This is a genomic window from Bradyrhizobium sp. Leo170, from assembly GCF_004296405.1.
Lineage (GTDB): Bacteria > Pseudomonadota > Alphaproteobacteria > Rhizobiales > Xanthobacteraceae > Bradyrhizobium.
The window spans coordinates 14,945-29,327 of the sequence record NZ_PSRR01000076.1 but is presented as its reverse complement, the minus strand read 5'-3'; the positions used below and the strand labels follow the sequence as shown (position 1 = coordinate 29,327).

General features: G+C 63.6%; 14 protein-coding genes and 1 pseudogene. 11 read left to right on the top strand and 4 right to left on the bottom strand.

The window, feature by feature from the left end; translation table 11 throughout:
* A partial coding sequence (locus tag CWO89_RS15675; protein ID WP_349644885.1) for a PUA domain-containing protein occupies nt 1–268 on the top strand: 268 nt, incomplete at its 5' end.
* Nucleotides 269–307: 39 nt separating this feature from the next.
* On the opposite strand, the pseudogene CWO89_RS15670 reads toward CWO89_RS15675, so the two are convergent.
* Together CWO89_RS15670 and CWO89_RS15665 are read right to left on the bottom strand one after the other, a co-directional pair.
* A pseudogene (locus CWO89_RS15670) lies at nt 308–568 on the bottom strand (type II toxin-antitoxin system RelE/ParE family toxin); the annotation flags it as partial.
* The gene (locus tag CWO89_RS15665; protein WP_130579692.1) at nt 558–836 is read right to left on the bottom strand and encodes a type II toxin-antitoxin system ParD family antitoxin; all 279 of its coding nucleotides are present in this window, start codon (nt 834–836) and stop codon (nt 558–560) included. The gene CWO89_RS15665 and the pseudogene CWO89_RS15670, both read right to left, overlap by 11 nt.
* 186 nt (nt 837–1,022) lie before the next feature.
* Between CWO89_RS15665 and CWO89_RS15660 the strand changes: the two genes are divergently transcribed.
* From CWO89_RS15660 to CWO89_RS15620, 9 genes are all read left to right on the top strand, one after another.
* The gene (locus CWO89_RS15660; RefSeq protein WP_130579688.1) at nt 1,023–2,309 is read left to right on the top strand and encodes a glutamate-5-semialdehyde dehydrogenase; all 1,287 of its coding nucleotides are present in this window, start codon (nt 1,023–1,025) and stop codon (nt 2,307–2,309) included.
* Between the two features lie 34 nt (nt 2,310–2,343).
* Entirely contained in the window at nt 2,344–2,970 is a 627-nt protein-coding gene (locus CWO89_RS15655) for a nicotinate-nucleotide adenylyltransferase (protein WP_207234489.1), read from the top strand.
* 225 nt (nt 2,971–3,195) lie between these two features.
* Entirely contained in the window at nt 3,196–3,546 is a 351-nt protein-coding gene (rsfS, locus tag CWO89_RS15650) for a ribosome silencing factor (protein ID WP_130579691.1), read from the top strand.
* A 48-nt stretch (nt 3,547–3,594) separates the two neighbouring features.
* Nucleotides 3,595–4,077 (top strand): 23S rRNA (pseudouridine(1915)-N(3))-methyltransferase RlmH, encoded by a 483-nt coding sequence (gene rlmH / locus CWO89_RS15645; protein WP_130579686.1) that lies wholly within the window; start codon nt 3,595–3,597, stop codon nt 4,075–4,077.
* The gene (locus tag CWO89_RS15640) at nt 4,074–5,483 is read left to right on the top strand and encodes a murein hydrolase activator EnvC family protein (RefSeq protein WP_245476317.1); all 1,410 of its coding nucleotides are present in this window, start codon (nt 4,074–4,076) and stop codon (nt 5,481–5,483) included. The genes rlmH and CWO89_RS15640 overlap by 4 nt, the downstream gene beginning before the upstream one ends.
* The gene (locus tag CWO89_RS15635) at nt 5,480–6,847 is read left to right on the top strand and encodes a S41 family peptidase (protein WP_130579685.1); all 1,368 of its coding nucleotides are present in this window, start codon (nt 5,480–5,482) and stop codon (nt 6,845–6,847) included. Before CWO89_RS15640 ends, CWO89_RS15635 begins: the two co-directional genes overlap by 4 nt.
* A 220-nt stretch (nt 6,848–7,067) precedes the next feature.
* Complete coding sequence (locus tag CWO89_RS15630) at nt 7,068–8,264, top strand: divergent polysaccharide deacetylase family protein (protein WP_130579684.1); 1,197 nt, start codon at nt 7,068–7,070, stop codon at nt 8,262–8,264.
* Nucleotides 8,265–8,425: 161 nt separating this feature from the next.
* Nucleotides 8,426–8,932, top strand: a complete 507-nt coding sequence (locus tag CWO89_RS15625) for an RNA pyrophosphohydrolase (RefSeq protein ID WP_130579683.1) — start codon at nt 8,426–8,428, stop codon at nt 8,930–8,932.
* Nucleotides 8,933–8,934: 2 nt separating this feature from the next.
* Nucleotides 8,935–9,438, top strand: a complete 504-nt coding sequence (locus tag CWO89_RS15620; protein WP_130579682.1) for an RNA pyrophosphohydrolase — start codon at nt 8,935–8,937, stop codon at nt 9,436–9,438.
* Between the two features lie 39 nt (nt 9,439–9,477).
* Here CWO89_RS15620 and glgX read toward each other — a convergent pair whose 3' ends face one another.
* Nucleotides 9,478–11,712 (bottom strand): glycogen debranching protein GlgX, encoded by a 2,235-nt coding sequence (gene glgX, locus CWO89_RS15615; protein ID WP_130579681.1) that lies wholly within the window; start codon nt 11,710–11,712, stop codon nt 9,478–9,480.
* 373 nt (nt 11,713–12,085) lie between these two features.
* Here glgX and groL point away from each other — a divergent pair, with 373 nt between their 5' ends.
* Nucleotides 12,086–13,708 carry a chaperonin GroEL gene (groL, locus tag CWO89_RS15610; protein WP_130579680.1) on the top strand — a complete coding sequence of 541 codons (1,623 nt, stop codon included), beginning with the start codon at nt 12,086–12,088 and terminating at the stop codon, nt 13,706–13,708.
* A 194-nt stretch (nt 13,709–13,902) separates the two neighbouring features.
* Here the strand turns inward: groL and CWO89_RS15605 are convergent, their stop codons facing one another.
* Nucleotides 13,903–14,310: a F0F1 ATP synthase subunit epsilon gene (locus CWO89_RS15605; protein ID WP_130579679.1), complete on the bottom strand. Its 408-nt coding sequence runs from the start codon at nt 14,308–14,310 to the stop codon at nt 13,903–13,905.
* Between the last annotated feature and the right edge of the window lie 73 nt (nt 14,311–14,383).

Sequence of the window (14,383 nt, the reverse complement as noted above, 5' to 3'; positions counted from 1 at the left end):
CGCGCTGCGGGCAGGAAAGAGCCTGCTGCCGGCCGGCGTGATCCGGATCGACGGCCAGTTCGCCCGCGGCGATGCGGTGATCGTCCGCGGCCCCGATACCCATGAGATCGGCCGCGGCCTCGTCGCCTACGACGCCGACGACGCCGAGAAGATCAAGGGCCGCTCTTCCCCCGACGTGATGGCCATCCTCGGGATCAGCGGCCGGGCGGAGATGATCCACCGGGACGATCTGGTGGTGGGCGGTCCGAGGATTGTCGATCCGGCCTGATCGCCAAAGCATGTCGTCCGGGTCGATATCTCTCCGAGCGCTCATCACCCGAACGACCTCGATGCCGTCGGGCAACGGGACGTAAAAAACAATATAGCTCCCGACAGGAAAGCTGCGCAGATTTCGCCGCAATTCCGGACGCGCACGGCCCGACAGCGGGTTCTGTACGAGCATTTCGAAGATTTCACCGATACGATCAATCTGCCTGTTGGCGGCGCTGACCGAATCGCCCGCGATGAAAGTCCAAATCGAATCGAGGTCGCGATCGGCTTGGGGAAGCTTACGAAATCTATTCGCCACGTTTCCGCGCGGCCAATAATTGCCGTCCCCGCGCTTTCACAGATTCCATCATTTCGTGGATATCGACTTCCTCCGCCGGACCGCTATCAAAACCTTTCTGGATCTCGGCGCGCAGCGCTTCGAGCTTGGCCTTGCGGCGCTCTTCGCGCTCTTCGATCAGGCGCAGGCCATCGCGCAAGACCTCACTCGCCGTCGAATAGCGGCCGCTCTCGATCAGGCCTTGGATCATGTCCTCGAAATGCTTGCCGATGCTGTAACTGGTGGCCATGGTCGTACCTGCAGATATCAATAAATGATATTTAATGATATCAACGACGAGGGGCAAGGCACCTGCTGCCAAGCTCGGCCATTGGCCGATGGCAGGCGTCGCCCGCCAGCCATGCCGGTTCCTCGCCTCGCCAAGACCCCGATTTCCGTGCTAGACCATGGCCTTAACAGAACGCTGGGACACCCCATGACTGCGCCGCTGAAGGCGATCGACGGTAACGCCGATCTGCCGACCCTGATGAATGAACTCGCGACACAAGCGCGTGCCGCCGCGCGCGTGCTGGCGCTTGCGCCGCCCGAGCAGAAGAACCGGGCGCTTGCTGCCATCGAGCGTGCCATCCGCGAGAACGCGCCGGCCATCCTTGCCGCCAATACCGAGGATGTCGCCGAGGCGCGCGCGAGCGGGGCGACCTCGGCGTTCGTCGACCGCTTGACGCTGACGCATGCGCGCGTCGATGCGATGGCCGACGGCGTCGCCACCGTGCGCAACATTCCCGATCCGGTGGGCGCCGTCACCGAGAGCTGGCAGCGGCCGAACGGCATGACCATCGAACGCGTCCGCGTGCCGCTCGGCGTCATCGCCGTGATCTTCGAGAGCCGCCCCAATGTCGCGGCGGACGCCGGCGTGCTGTGCCTGAAGTCCGGCAACGCCGTGATCCTGCGCGGCGGCTCCGACAGTTTCCGCTCCTGCCGCGCGATTCATGACTGCCTGGTGCAGGGCCTGCGCGAGGCCGGCCTGCCGGAAGCTGCGATCACGCTGGTGCCGACCCGCGACCGCGCCGCGGTCGGGCTATTGCTCACGGGGTTGAACGGCGGCGTCGACGTGATCGTGCCGCGCGGCGGCAAGAGTTTGGTCGCGCGCGTGGAAGCGGAAGCGCGCGTGCCGGTGTTCGCCCATCTCGAGGGCGTCAACCACGTCTATGTCGACCGCTCCGCCAATCTCGAGATGGCGAAGTCGATCGTGCTGAACGCCAAGATGCGGCGTCCCGGCGTCTGCGGCGCGGCCGAGACGCTGCTGGTCGATCGCGCCTCCGCCAGCTTGAAACCGCTGGTCGAGATGCTGATCGATGCCGGCTGCGAGGTGCGCGGCGACGAGACGGTGCAGCGCGTCGATGCTCGCGTGAAGCCGGCAACCGAGGAAGACTGGGACACCGAATATGAGGATGCGATCATCGCGGCTCGCATCGTCGACGGTGTCGATGAGGCGATCGCGCATATCCACCAGCACGGCTCGCGGCACACCGACGCCGTCGTGACGGAGGATAAGGCTGTTGCCGAGAAATTCCTCAACGAGGTCGACTCCGCGATCGTGCTGCACAACGCCTCGACGCAATTCGCCGACGGCGGCGAATTCGGCTTCGGCGCGGAGATCGGGATAGCCACCGGCAAATTCCACGCCCGTGGGCCGGTCGGCGCCGAACAACTGACAAGCTTCAAGTATCGCATTCACGGCACCGGACAGACGCGGCCGTGAAGCCAAACTTGTGATCCCGTTGAAGCCAGCCCAGATCGCGTCGCCATCGGTCGCGCAGGCGCTTCCGTTCTACACCAACGGAATGCGCATCGGCCTGCTCGGCGGCTCCTTCAACCCGCCGCATGCCGCGCATCGCGCCATCAGCCAGTTCGCGCTCAAGCGGCTGCAGCTCGACCGCGTCTGGTGGCTGCTCACGCCGGGCAACCCGCTCAAGAATCACGACGGCCTGCATGCGCTCGCCGAGCGCTCCGCAGCCGCACTGAAAGTGGCCGACGATCCCCGGATCGATGTGAGCTGTCTCGAAGCTGTCATCGGTACGCGCTACACTGTTGACACGATCATCCATTTGCGGCGCCGCGTTTCCGGCGTGCATTTTGTCTGGATCATGGGCGCCGATAACCTCGCGCAGTTCCACCGTTGGAAAGACTGGCGGCGCATCGCCTCCGATGTGCCGATCGCCGTGATCGACCGTCCGCCACAAAGTTTCCGCGCGCTCGCCGCGCCCGCCGCACAGGCGCTTGCCCGCTATCGTCTGCCCGAGAATCAGGCGCCCCGGCTGGCGGATCAGCAGGCGCCGGCCTGGGTGTTTCTCACCGGCATGAAATCCAATCTGTCTTCGACCGGCCTTCGGAACCCTGATGGCAGCTGGAGGACGGTCTAGCGCATGATCGCGTGGATCATGCGGCAAGTGGTGTGGGGCTTACTGGAATATTGAAACCCTTAACCCCACATGCGTAGTATAGGCGGCGGGCACCGAGATTCGGCGTTCGCGATACAGTGAAAGGAATGGTCCCTGGCCACACCTGTATTGTCCAAGTCTGTTTTACCCAAGGTAGCTAACAAGGCAGCAAAACCTGCGCGTAAAACATCGACCCAAACTGCGGCCTTGAAGGCGCAAGGCGACGCCGACAAGACCCTGAATATGATCCTCTCCCGCCTCGACGATATGAAGGCGGAAGAAACGGTCACCATCGACCTTCGCGGCAAATCAGCATACTCCGACTACATGGTCATCACCTCGGGCCGGGCCAACCGGCACGTCGGTGCGATCGCGGAGAACGTCACGAAAGCCCTGAAGGAAAACGGCATCGGCAAAATCCACGTCGAAGGCTTGCCCAACTGCGACTGGGTGCTGATCGATTCCGGCGATGTGATCGTGCACGTGTTCAGGCCCGAGGTGCGCGAGTTCTACAATCTCGAGCGGTTGTGGACGCAAAGCCCGGTCGCGGCGGTCTAGATCTCTGAGCCGATGCAAATCGGCCGAGGCGCATGCTAACATGCGTTAATGCGGTTATTCGTCATCGCAGTCGGCCGATTGAAGCAGGGCCCGGAGCGGGAACTGGCGGAGCGCTATCGCGAGCGCTTCGACGATATCGGCCGCAAGCTCGGCTTCCGCGGCCTGGACGTTCATGAAATTTCGGAAAGCCGCGCGCGCGACGCCGCAACCAGGATGGCCGAGGAAGCGGCGGCGATCTCGGCGTTGATCCCGGAAAAGCATGTGCTCGTGGCGCTGGATCAGCGCGGCGAGAACGTCGACAGCGCGGCATTTGCAGGGTATCTCCGGCGCTGGCGGGACCAATCGGTCGCCAACACTATTTTCGTCATCGGCGGCGCCGACGGACTTTCGCCTGATTTGCAGCGCAAGGCCAAGCTGCGCGTCGCATTCGGCGCGGCGACCTGGCCGCACCAGATGGTCCGGGTCATGCTTCTGGAACAGATTTATCGGGCGGCGACCATTTTGGCCGGCCACCCCTATCATCGCGCGTGAACCGACAACAGAAAGCGCTGAACAATCCGATGCCGTCGCTGCGCGACCCTCACCGTTATCCCGACGCCGCGCGCCGCTGCCGGTATCCGGCATCCTGGCTTCCCCTTCCGGTCGTATTGTTGACGGCAAGCCTTGCCACAGTCGCAATCGCGCAAACTCCGCCGCAACAGCAACAGACCGCGGCAACCGCGCCGTCGCCCGATATCATCAAGCAGCGGGAGCAGGAGCTTGAGGCCACCCGCGAACAGCAACGAAAAGCCACCGAGCTGCAGGAGAAATTGAAGGCCGACATTGCCGCGATCGGCCAGGACCGCAGCAAGCTCAACCAGCAGATCATCGACATTGCGGGCCAGGTGCGCGGGGTCGAAGGTCGGATCGTCGATGCGGAGGCGAGGCTGCGCCCGCTCGACAGCCGCGAGCAGGAGATCCGCACCTCGCTCGATTCACGCCGCGCCGAGATCATCGAGGTGCTGGCGGCGCTGCAACGTGCCGGCCGGCGCACGCCGCCGGCGCTCCTGGTGCGGCCAGAAGACGCATTGCAGTCGCTGCGAACCGCGATGCTGCTCGGTGCGGTCGTACCTGAATTGCGGGGGCGCGCGGAGAAGCTGACCGCCGACCTCGGCGAGCTGGTTGCATTGCGCAAGACCATCGCCAGCGAACGCGATGCGATGGCGCGCGACCGCGACAAGCTCAGGGAAGACCGGGTCCGGCTCGCGGCGCTGGTCGAGGAGCGGCAACGCCAGCAGAGCGCGATCGAAAAGGACATGGCAGCGGAAGGCGCGCGGGCCATCGCCCTGTCCAAGCAGGTCGACGACCTGCAGGGCCTGATCGCCAAGATGGAACAGGATCTGAAGAGCGCCGCAAAAGCGGCCGCCGCCGCCAACCTCCAGGGCACGCCCGCCGCCCCGAACGGAAAGCCCAATCTGGGCGCTTTGAAGGATTCGGCGCGGCTGAGCCCGGCGGTCGCCTTTGCCTCGGCCAAGGGCCTGTTCGCCTATCCCGTTAACGGTACCAGGATTCGAGATTTTGGCGGCTCTGACGGTGCTGGCGGCGTGCAAAAAGGCATTTCTTTGGCGGCGCTGCCCGGCGCCCAGGTCACAACCCCGTGTGACGGCTGGGTCGTCTATGCCGGACCCTTTCGAAGCTACGGTCAACTCTTGATCCTCAACGCCGGGGGCGGGTATCATGTTTTGATCGCCGGGATGGAGCGTATTTCGGTAAACATCGGCCAGTTTGTACTTACGGGGGAGCCGGTCGCGACCATGGGGTCCACATCCCAGGTTGCTTCCATTTTCGCAACAAACGCGAGCCAACCCGTGCTCTATGTGGAGTTCCGTAAGGACGGCACTCCAATTGATCCAGGCCCATGGTGGGCCGCAAATGAAGGCGAAAAGGTTCGCGGATGATGCGCAAGACTTCTGTAATTCTCCTCAGCGCCGCATGCGGTGCAGCGTTGACGCTGTTCGTTACCCAACCGCGCGCCGTGCTGATGGGATCAAGCGCGCGCGCCGCGACCTCGGACACCTACCGCCAGCTCAATCTGTTCGGCGACGTGTTCGAGCGCGTGCGCAGCGACTATGTCGAGAAGCCCGATGACAGCAAGCTCGTGGAATCCGCGATCAGCGGCATGCTGGCCGGGCTTGATCCGCACTCGAGCTACATGGACGCCAAGAGCTTCCGCGACATGCAGGTGCAGACCCGCGGCGAGTTCGGCGGGCTCGGCATCGAAGTCACGATGGAAGACGGGCTGATCAAGGTCGTCTCCCCGATCGACGATACCCCGGCATCGAAGGCCGGCATCATGGCCAACGACATCATCACCACGCTCGACGACGAGGCGGTGCAGGGCCTGACCCTCAACCAGGCCGTCGAGAAGATGCGCGGGCCGGTGAACACCAAGATCCGGCTGAAGATCGTCCGCAAGGGCCAGGACAGTCCGATCGAGGTCACGCTGGTGCGCGACAACATCCGTGTCCGCTCGGTGCGTGCCCGCGTCGAGGCCGACGACATCGCCTATATCCGCATCACCACCTTCAATGAGCAGACCACCGAGGGCCTCAAGAAGGAGATCGCGAATCTCTCGAGCCAGATCGGCGACAAGCTGAAGGGCTACGTCATCGACCTCCGCAACAACCCGGGCGGCCTGCTGGAGGAAGCCGTGACTGTGTCCGACGCCTTCCTGGAGCGCGGCGAGATCGTTTCGACCCGCGGCCGCAATGCCGAGGAAACCCAGCGCCGCGCCGCCCATGCGGGCGACCTGACCAAGGGCAAGCCGGTCATCGTGCTGATCAACGGCGGCTCGGCCTCGGCCTCCGAAATCGTCGCCGGCGCGTTGCAGGACCACAAGCGGGCGACGCTGGTCGGCACCCGCTCGTTCGGCAAGGGCTCGGTCCAGACCATCATCCCGCTCGGCAGCGGCAATGGCGCGCTGCGGCTGACCACCGCGCGCTACTACACGCCATCCGGCAAGTCGATCCAGGCCAAGGGCATCGTGCCCGACATCGAGGTGCTGCAGGACGTGCCGGATGAACTGAAGGCCCGGACCGACACCAAGGGTGAGGCCTCGCTGCGCGGCCATCTGAAGTCCGACGGCGACGAGAAGACCGGCTCGCAGTCCTACGTGCCGCCGGACGCCAAGGACGACAAGGCGCTCAAGCTGGCCGACGACCTCCTGCATGGCATCAAGTCCACGGCGAGTTCGGCGCCGCCGCCCGCGAACGGCGACAAGGCTGCGGTCGACAACAAGCAGGGCAGCAAGGCCGCGAACTGATCGGCCACCGCGAATTCAGACCAAGGGCGGCCCTTTCGGCCGCCCTTTTTATTTGGAAGGTGCCGTTGCCCGGGTGAAGCGCAGCCTAACCCGGGACCGCTGTATCCGCGTCTAAGAGCGCCCCGGGGGGTTACGCTGCGCTTCACCCGGGCTTCAGGGCCGACCTTCTCTGCAACCGGCTGCCACGTGCTATCGTCGGCGGATCTGATTCGGGGGGTTCATGGCAGAGGCGGCCGACGAACTGAGCGCACCGCTCGGACAGGAAACCGTGGCCAAAAAACGCCGGTTCCAGGTGCCGTTCACGGCCACGCAGGCGCTGGCGGTGATGCTCGGCCTGATCCTGGTCACCTTCGCCGGTATCGCCTTGTTCAACGACGATCCGCTCGGCGGCGAGCCGATCGCCCATATCGCCTTGCGCATGGCGCCGGTGGCGGAGGAAAAACCCGCGGCGGCCGGCCCTGCCGCCGAGCCTGCAGCGAAATCGCCGCCCAGGCAGGCTTCCGGCGAGAGCAAGACGGTCACCATCATCGACGGCTCAAGCGGCGCGCGGCATGACGTCGTGATCGGCGGCGATGCCACCGACAAGGCCGAGTCCGACGCCGCGCCAGGGCCGATGGCCGGCATTGACCAGCGCCTTCTGGAAAAATCGCGCTATGGCATGATCCCGATGGTCGCCGACGGCTTGAGGCCGTTTACGGTCTATGCGGCCGATGCCGACCGCGCCAAGGCGGCAAAAACGCCCGTGGTGGCGATCGTGGTCGGGGGGCTCGGCGTCGGCGCCGCCAAAACCACCGACGCCATCATGAAACTGCCGCCGGCGGTGACGCTGGCCTTCACGCCTTATGGCGCCGATCCGACAAAGCTTGCCGAACGGGCGCGTGCGCAGCGCCACGAGATCCTGCTGCAAGTCCCGATGGAGCCGTTCGATTACCCGGACAATGATCCCGGCCCCCAGACGCTGCTCACGACCCTGAACGCGGAACAGAATCTCGACCGGCTCTATTGGCACTTCAGCCGCATCCAGGGCTACGCCGGCATCGCCAATTTCATGGGCGCCCGTTTCGTGGCGACCGATCCGGTGATGCAGCCGATCATGCGCGAAGCGGCCAAGCGCGGTTTGAGCTATTTCGACGACGGCGCCACGCCACGCAGCGTCGCAGCCTCGCTCGCCGCTGGCCAGGCGCTGCCCTTTGCCAAAGCCGATTTCACCATCGATGCGGTTCCGACGTCGGTGGAGATCGACCGCATGCTGGTCAAGCTCGAGACGCTCGCCAGGGAACGCGGGGTCGCGGTCGGCGTGGCCTCGGCGCTGCCGATTTCGATCGAGCGCCTCGCGGCCTGGACCAAGACGCTCGAGGCGCGCGGCATCCTGCTTGTGCCATTGACAACCGCGATGCTGAAATCAAAATCGGGCTAGAGCATTAACCTGATGGCGCGACTTCCGGACCCCGCCCGTCTTGCAGATCATGATCCGCGAGGATGATATCGGGTCATGGTCTCGTCTTTTTGTTGGAGCGTGATCGTTTTGGAAAACCAATTCCCACTGGTTCCCGATCACCCTCTGGGAGTCCTGATCGAATGACGCGTTACGAAGAGCTGCCTTACCGGACCTGCGTCGGCGTGATGCTGCTCAACCGAGACGGGCTGGTCTTTATCGGACGCCGCGCCGGCGGCATCGAGCATGTCGACGACACCCACATCTGGCAGATGCCGCAAGGCGGCGTGGATCCCGGTGAAGACGTCTGGGAAGCCGCCAAGCGCGAGCTCTACGAGGAGACCAGCGTCCGCTCGGTCGAGAGGCTCGGCGAAGTCGACGACTGGCTGATCTACGATATTCCGCGCACGGTCGCAGGGCGCGCCTGGAAGGGCCGTTATCGCGGCCAGCGCCAGAAATGGTTCGCGGTGCGCTTCACCGGGAAGGACAATGAGATCGACGTGGAACGTCCCGGCGGCGGAGGCCACAAGGCCGAGTTCTCGAACTGGCGCTGGGAGCCGATGAAGAATCTCCCCGAATTGATTGTGCCGTTCAAGCGGCCGGTCTACGAGCGCGTGGTGCAAGAGTTTACCAGGCTCGCGGGCCGATAGGAATGTCCGAGGAAAAGCTATACCGCCCCAATGTCGGGATCGCGCTGTTCAATACGTCCGGCCGCGTGCTGATCGGCCATCGCTTCCGGGACGATGGTCCGGAAATCATCCTTCCCGGGCTCGAATGGCAGATGCCGCAGGGCGGCATCGATGCTGGCGAAGAACCGCGCCAAACGGTCATGCGTGAACTCTGGGAGGAGACGGGTGCGGTCTCCGCCGACTATCTCGGCGAGACCGACTGGGTCACTTACGAATTCCCGCCCTACAACGGACCGCCGCATCGTCTCGGCAAATTCCATGGACAGCGGCAAAAATGGTTCGCGCTGCGCTTCACCGGGCGCGACGCGGAGATCGACCCGCTGACACCGCGCAACGGACAGCCGGCCGAATTCGACGCCTGGCGCTGGGAGCAGCTCGACCGCGTCCCCGACCTCGTCGTGCCGTTCCGCCGCGAAGTGTACCGGCATGTCGCCCGCAGCTTCGCCGCCTTTGCGCAAGCGCGCTGAGACCGGATTGCGGAACCTCACCTCGTCCAGGTGAACCCATTACTCGGATAGCGGGAGCTCGGCGACATCAAGGATGGTGCCGATGCCATGCCGCAAGCGGCGCATGGCGCTGTCTTCGCTCGCGAGACCGAACGCCAGCATCGAGCGTCCGGTCACGGCATAGACGTGGCCGAACGGAAAGCTCGGCAGTTGCCCCTCCGGCTGGTTGGTGTCGATCAGCCCCTGCCAGTGCTGTCCTTCCGGGACCTTCGGCAACGTAAAGTTCACGACGTCGAAATGGGCGTTGTAGATCAACAGCAGGGTCGCATCCGATCCGCGGCGTTTGATGCCGGTCTCCTGGGCGCGACCATCAAGCAGCAATCCAAAGCAGCGCACATTGCCGTCCTGCCACTGCTCGACGGTCATTTCCTCGCCCGACGGGGCGAGCCAGGTCACGTCCTTGACATCAAGCTCCTCATTGTGAGTGCCGATCAGAAAACGGCTCCGATAAAGGATCGGAAACGCCTTGCGCATCGCGATCAGCTTTCGCGTGAATTCGCGCAAGGCGCGCCCTTCAGGCGATATCTTCATCCAATCGAGCCAGGTGGTCTCGTTGTCCTGCGCATAGGCGTTGTTGTTGCCCTTCTGGCTGTGACCGAATTCGTCGCCGGCGAGCAGCATCGGCGTGCCGTGCGACAAGACCATCGTGGCAAGGAAGTTGCGCTTCTGCCGCTCGCGCAACGCGACAATCTCCGCATCCTGGGTTGGACCTTCGACGCCGTGATTCCATGAGTAATTGTTGGAATGGCCGTCCTGGTTGTTCTCGCCATTGGCTTCGTTGTGCTTGTCGTTGTACGAGACCAGATCGTTGAGGGTGAAGCCATCATGGGCGGTGACGAAGTTGACACTCGCCCACGGCTTGCGGCCGCGCTTGTTGAACAGGTCTCCCGACCCGGTGATGCGCTTGACAAAATCGGCGACCTGTCCGGCATCCCCCTTCCAGAAGCTTCGCACGGTGTCGCGGAATTTGTCGTTCCATTCCGCCCAGCCCGGCGCGAACTGGCCGACCTGGTAGCCGCCGGGGCCGATGTCCCATGGCTCCGCGATCAGCTTGACGCTGGAGAGCACCGGGTCCTGCCGACAGGCATCAAGGAAGCTGCCGCCCTCGTCGAAGCCGTAGGGTTCGCGTGCGAGAATGGTGGCAAGATCGAAACGGAAGCCATCGACGCGCATCTCCGTTGCCCAATAACGCAAGGAGTCGGCGACCATCTGCAGCACGCGCTGGTGCGATAGATTGACGGTGTTTCCGGTACCGGTATCGTTGACGTAGTAGCGCTTCTGGTCGGGCAGCAGCCGATAATAGCTCGCGTTATCGATGCCCTTGAAGGACAGCGTCGGTCCGAGCTCGTTGCCTTCGGCAGTGTGGTTGTAGACCACGTCGAGGATCACCTCGATGCCGTGGGCATGGAATTGGTTGACCATCTCCTTGAACTCGGTCGCCCAGAGCGTGCGCAGATAGCGCGGATCCGGCGCGAAGAAAGCGAGCGAGTTGTAGCCCCAATAATTGCGCAGACCCTTGTCGACCAGATAGCTGTCGTCGACGAAGGCATGCATCGGCAGCAGCTCGGCGCTGGTGACGCCGAGCGAGCGCAGATACGCTGATACGTTTGGGCAGGCGAGGCCGGCGAACGTGCCGCGATCGGCCTCCGGCACCAATGGATGCAGCTTGGTGAAGCCTTTCACATGCATCTCGTAGATGATGGTGCGCTCCCACGGTGTCGCGGGCTTGCGGTCACGCCCCCAGGTGAAAGCGGGATCGATCACCCGGCACTTCTGCACGAGATGGACATTGTCGCGGTCATCAAACGATTTGTCGTTGTCGGGATCGCCGATCTTGTAGCCGAACAGTTCGGGGCCCCATTGCAACTGCCCGACCAATTGCCGGGCGTAGGGGTCGATCACCAGCTTGTTCGGATTGAAGCGATGGCCGGCGTCCGGTTCATAGGGACCATGGACGCGATAGGCATAAACCAATCCTGGACGCGCGGTCGGCAGATAGCCGTGCCAGACTTCGTCGGTATATTCAGGAAGCTCGATCCGCTCGACCTCGGTTTGGCCTGCGTCATCGAACAGGCACAGCTCCACCTTGGTCGCGTGCGCTGAAAACAGCGCGAAGTTGACACCAAGGCCATCCCAGGTGGCGCCTAAGGGAAATGGCCTGCCTTCGCGAACGGCGGAGCGACGCAGCAACTGCGCCGCCTGCGCGAGCTCACTAGCTGCGGCTGATCTATCCATCGGAAACGCCTGCCCTTCGGTTAGATGAACGCCTGCACCTCACCATCGTTCCTCTGGTCGGGCCGCTGCGCCTCTGGGCCAACCCCACCCGCGGCCAAGCGGCGCTGCATCGCGGCAGAAAATTTCACCTCGCCCTCTTGAATCGGAATTCTACGTTCCCGGTTCGACTTCCGCTCAGGGGCGGTTCCCGGCCCCCCGGTCCTGTGACATCATGGAGGAGAGCAATCCTCTCGGCCCAGGCCGAACGACCGAGCCCGGAAGGCCGCTTAGAGTGCGATCCGGAAAAAGTGGATACCGCTTTCCCGAAAACGACGATGCCCAAACAAGGACGATAGAACGCAGTTGATCCATCAAGGGGAGAGGAGAAAACGTCATGGCCGCGAAAGACGTGAAGTTCTCAACCGAAGCCCGCGAGCGCATGCTGCGTGGCGTAGATCTGCTGGCGAATGCGGTCAGGGTGACGCTCGGACCGAAGGGCCGCAACGTCGTGCTGGAAAAATCCTTTGAAGCACCGCGCATCACCAAGGATGGCGTCACCGTCGCCAAGGAGATCGAGCTCGAGGACAAGTTCGAGAACATGGGCGCACAGATGGTGCGGGAAGTCGCGTCCAAGACCAGCGACATCGCGGGTGACGGCACCACCACCGCAACTGTGCTCGCACAGGCGATCGTCAGGGAGGGCGCCAAGTCGGTCGCCGCCGGCATGAATCCAATGGATCTGAAGCGCGGCATCGACCTCGCGGTCGACGCGATCGTCGCCGACCTCAAGGCCCATGCCAGGAAGATCACCTCCAATGATGAGATCGCCCAGGTCGGCACCATCTCCGCCAACGGAGATGCCGAGATCGGCCGCTTCCTTGCCGATGCGATGCAGAAGGTCGGCAATGAAGGCGTGATCACGGTCGAGGAGGCAAAGAGCCTCAACACCGAGCTGGAAGTGGTCGAGGGCATGCAGTTCGACCGCGGCTACATCTCGCCCTATTTCGTCACCAATGCCGAGAAGATGAAGGTCGAGCTCGAAGAGCCCTATGTCCTCACTCACGAGAAGAAGCTGGTCACGCTGCAATCGATGTTGCCGCTGCTGGAAGCGGTGGTGCAGTCCGGCAAGCCGGTGCTCATCGTCGCTGAGGACATCGAGGGCGAGGCGCTGGCGACGCTCGTCGTCAACAAGCTGCGCGGCGGCTTGAAGGTCGCCGCGGTGAAGGCGCCGGGTTTCGGCGATCGCCGCAAAGCGATGCTCGAGGATATCGCCATCCTTACCGGCGGCACCGCGATCTCGGAGGATCTCGGCATCAAGCTCGAGAGTGTCACGCTGAACATGCTCGGCCGTGCCAAGAAGGTCGTGATCGAAAAGGAGAGTACGACCATCGTCGATGGCTCCGGTGCCAAGAAGGACATCGAGGCACGAGCCACCCAGATCAGGACGCAGATCGAAGAAACCACCTCCGACTATGATCGCGAGAAGTTGGAGGAGCGGCTTGCCAAGCTCGCCGGCGGCGTCGCCGTGATCCGGGTCGGCGGCGCGACCGAAATAGAGGTGAAGGAGCGCAAGGACCGGGTCGAGGACGCGCTGCACGCCACCCGCGCGGCAGTCGAGGAAGGCATCCTTCCCGGCGGCGGCGTGGCGCTGCTGCGCGCCTCGAAGGCGCTGGAGAGGATCAAGATTACCAATGCCGATCAGAAGGCCGGTGTCGAAATCGTGCGTCGCGCCTTACAGATACCGGCGCGCCAGATCGTCGAGAATGCCGGCGAGGACGGTTCGCTGGTGGTCGGCAAGCTCCTGGAGCGCGCCGACTATAGTTGGGGCTTCAATGCCGCGACCGGCGAGTACGAGGACCTGGTACGCGCCGGCGTGATCGATCCGGCGAAGGTGGTTCGCACCGCATTGCAGGACGCGGCATCGGTTGCCTCGCTCCTGATCACGACGGAAGCATTGGTCGCCGACAAGCCGAAGAAGTCCGAGCAGACGCCTACAATGCCGCCGATGGACTTCTGATCGATGACAAGAGCGTTCCGCGAGTCGCTTGGCGCCGGCGGTGGATGCCAACGCCGCGGTCTCAAGCAGGGCGAAGCGCCGCTAGGCGAGCGCAATGCTGAAATTCGGCGGCTCGGAAACTTTCGCCCGCCACGATGTGACGGACGCCGGGTCGTTCAAGATTTTTGTTCGGCCCCGGCGCAGTGCACCGGGGCCTAGTGCATAGCGGTTGCGTTGAGGATGTGCTCGATACTCTTGAAATGGTCGAGCCGCTCGATTTCGCGGTCGAGCTCCGAGCCGTGCTTCTCTTTCAGATTTTCTTCCATCTCAGCGATGGTTTCCCTGAACTGGGCGCGATCGACCTCCTGGATCGAGGTCGCGACATCGGCGAGCACGGTCAGGCGATTGTCGGAGACTTCGGCCAGACCGCCGAGCACCACCATCTTCTGATGCGTGCCGCCGGTCGTGATGGTCAGGATGCCCGGACGGACTGCCGCCACGACCGGTGCGTGACCGGCGAGCACGCCGAAATCACCTTCCGCGCCGGGGACGTCGACCTGATCGACCTCGCCGGAGAAAGCGAGCGCTTCGGGGGAGACGAGATCGAAGTGGAAGGTGGCCATGGTGTACCTGCGAATAGCGAATAGCGAATGGTGAGTGGCGAAGTCAGGGAGCCAGCGCTAACTCGCCACTCCC

Bases quoted from the DNA above. Each gene is read 5' to 3' on its own strand.
- CWO89_RS15665 (WP_130579692.1), bottom strand. From the start codon at position 836: ATGGCCACCAGTTACAGCATCGGCAAGCATTTCGAGGACATGATCCAA.
- CWO89_RS15660 (WP_130579688.1), top strand. From the start codon at position 1,023: ATGACTGCGCCGCTGAAGGCGATCGACGGTAACGCCGATCTGCCGACC.
- rlmH (WP_130579686.1), top strand. From the start codon at position 3,595: ATGCGGTTATTCGTCATCGCAGTCGGCCGATTGAAGCAGGGCCCGGAG.
- CWO89_RS15635 (WP_130579685.1), top strand. From the start codon at position 5,480: ATGATGCGCAAGACTTCTGTAATTCTCCTCAGCGCCGCATGCGGTGCA.
- CWO89_RS15630 (WP_130579684.1), top strand. From the start codon at position 7,068: ATGGCAGAGGCGGCCGACGAACTGAGCGCACCGCTCGGACAGGAAACC.
- CWO89_RS15625 (WP_130579683.1), top strand. From the start codon at position 8,426: ATGACGCGTTACGAAGAGCTGCCTTACCGGACCTGCGTCGGCGTGATG.
- CWO89_RS15620 (WP_130579682.1), top strand. From the start codon at position 8,935: ATGTCCGAGGAAAAGCTATACCGCCCCAATGTCGGGATCGCGCTGTTC.
- glgX (WP_130579681.1), bottom strand. From the start codon at position 11,712: ATGGATAGATCAGCCGCAGCTAGTGAGCTCGCGCAGGCGGCGCAGTTG.
- groL (WP_130579680.1), top strand. From the start codon at position 12,086: ATGGCCGCGAAAGACGTGAAGTTCTCAACCGAAGCCCGCGAGCGCATG.
- CWO89_RS15605 (WP_130579679.1), bottom strand. From the start codon at position 14,310: ATGGCCACCTTCCACTTCGATCTCGTCTCCCCCGAAGCGCTCGCTTTC.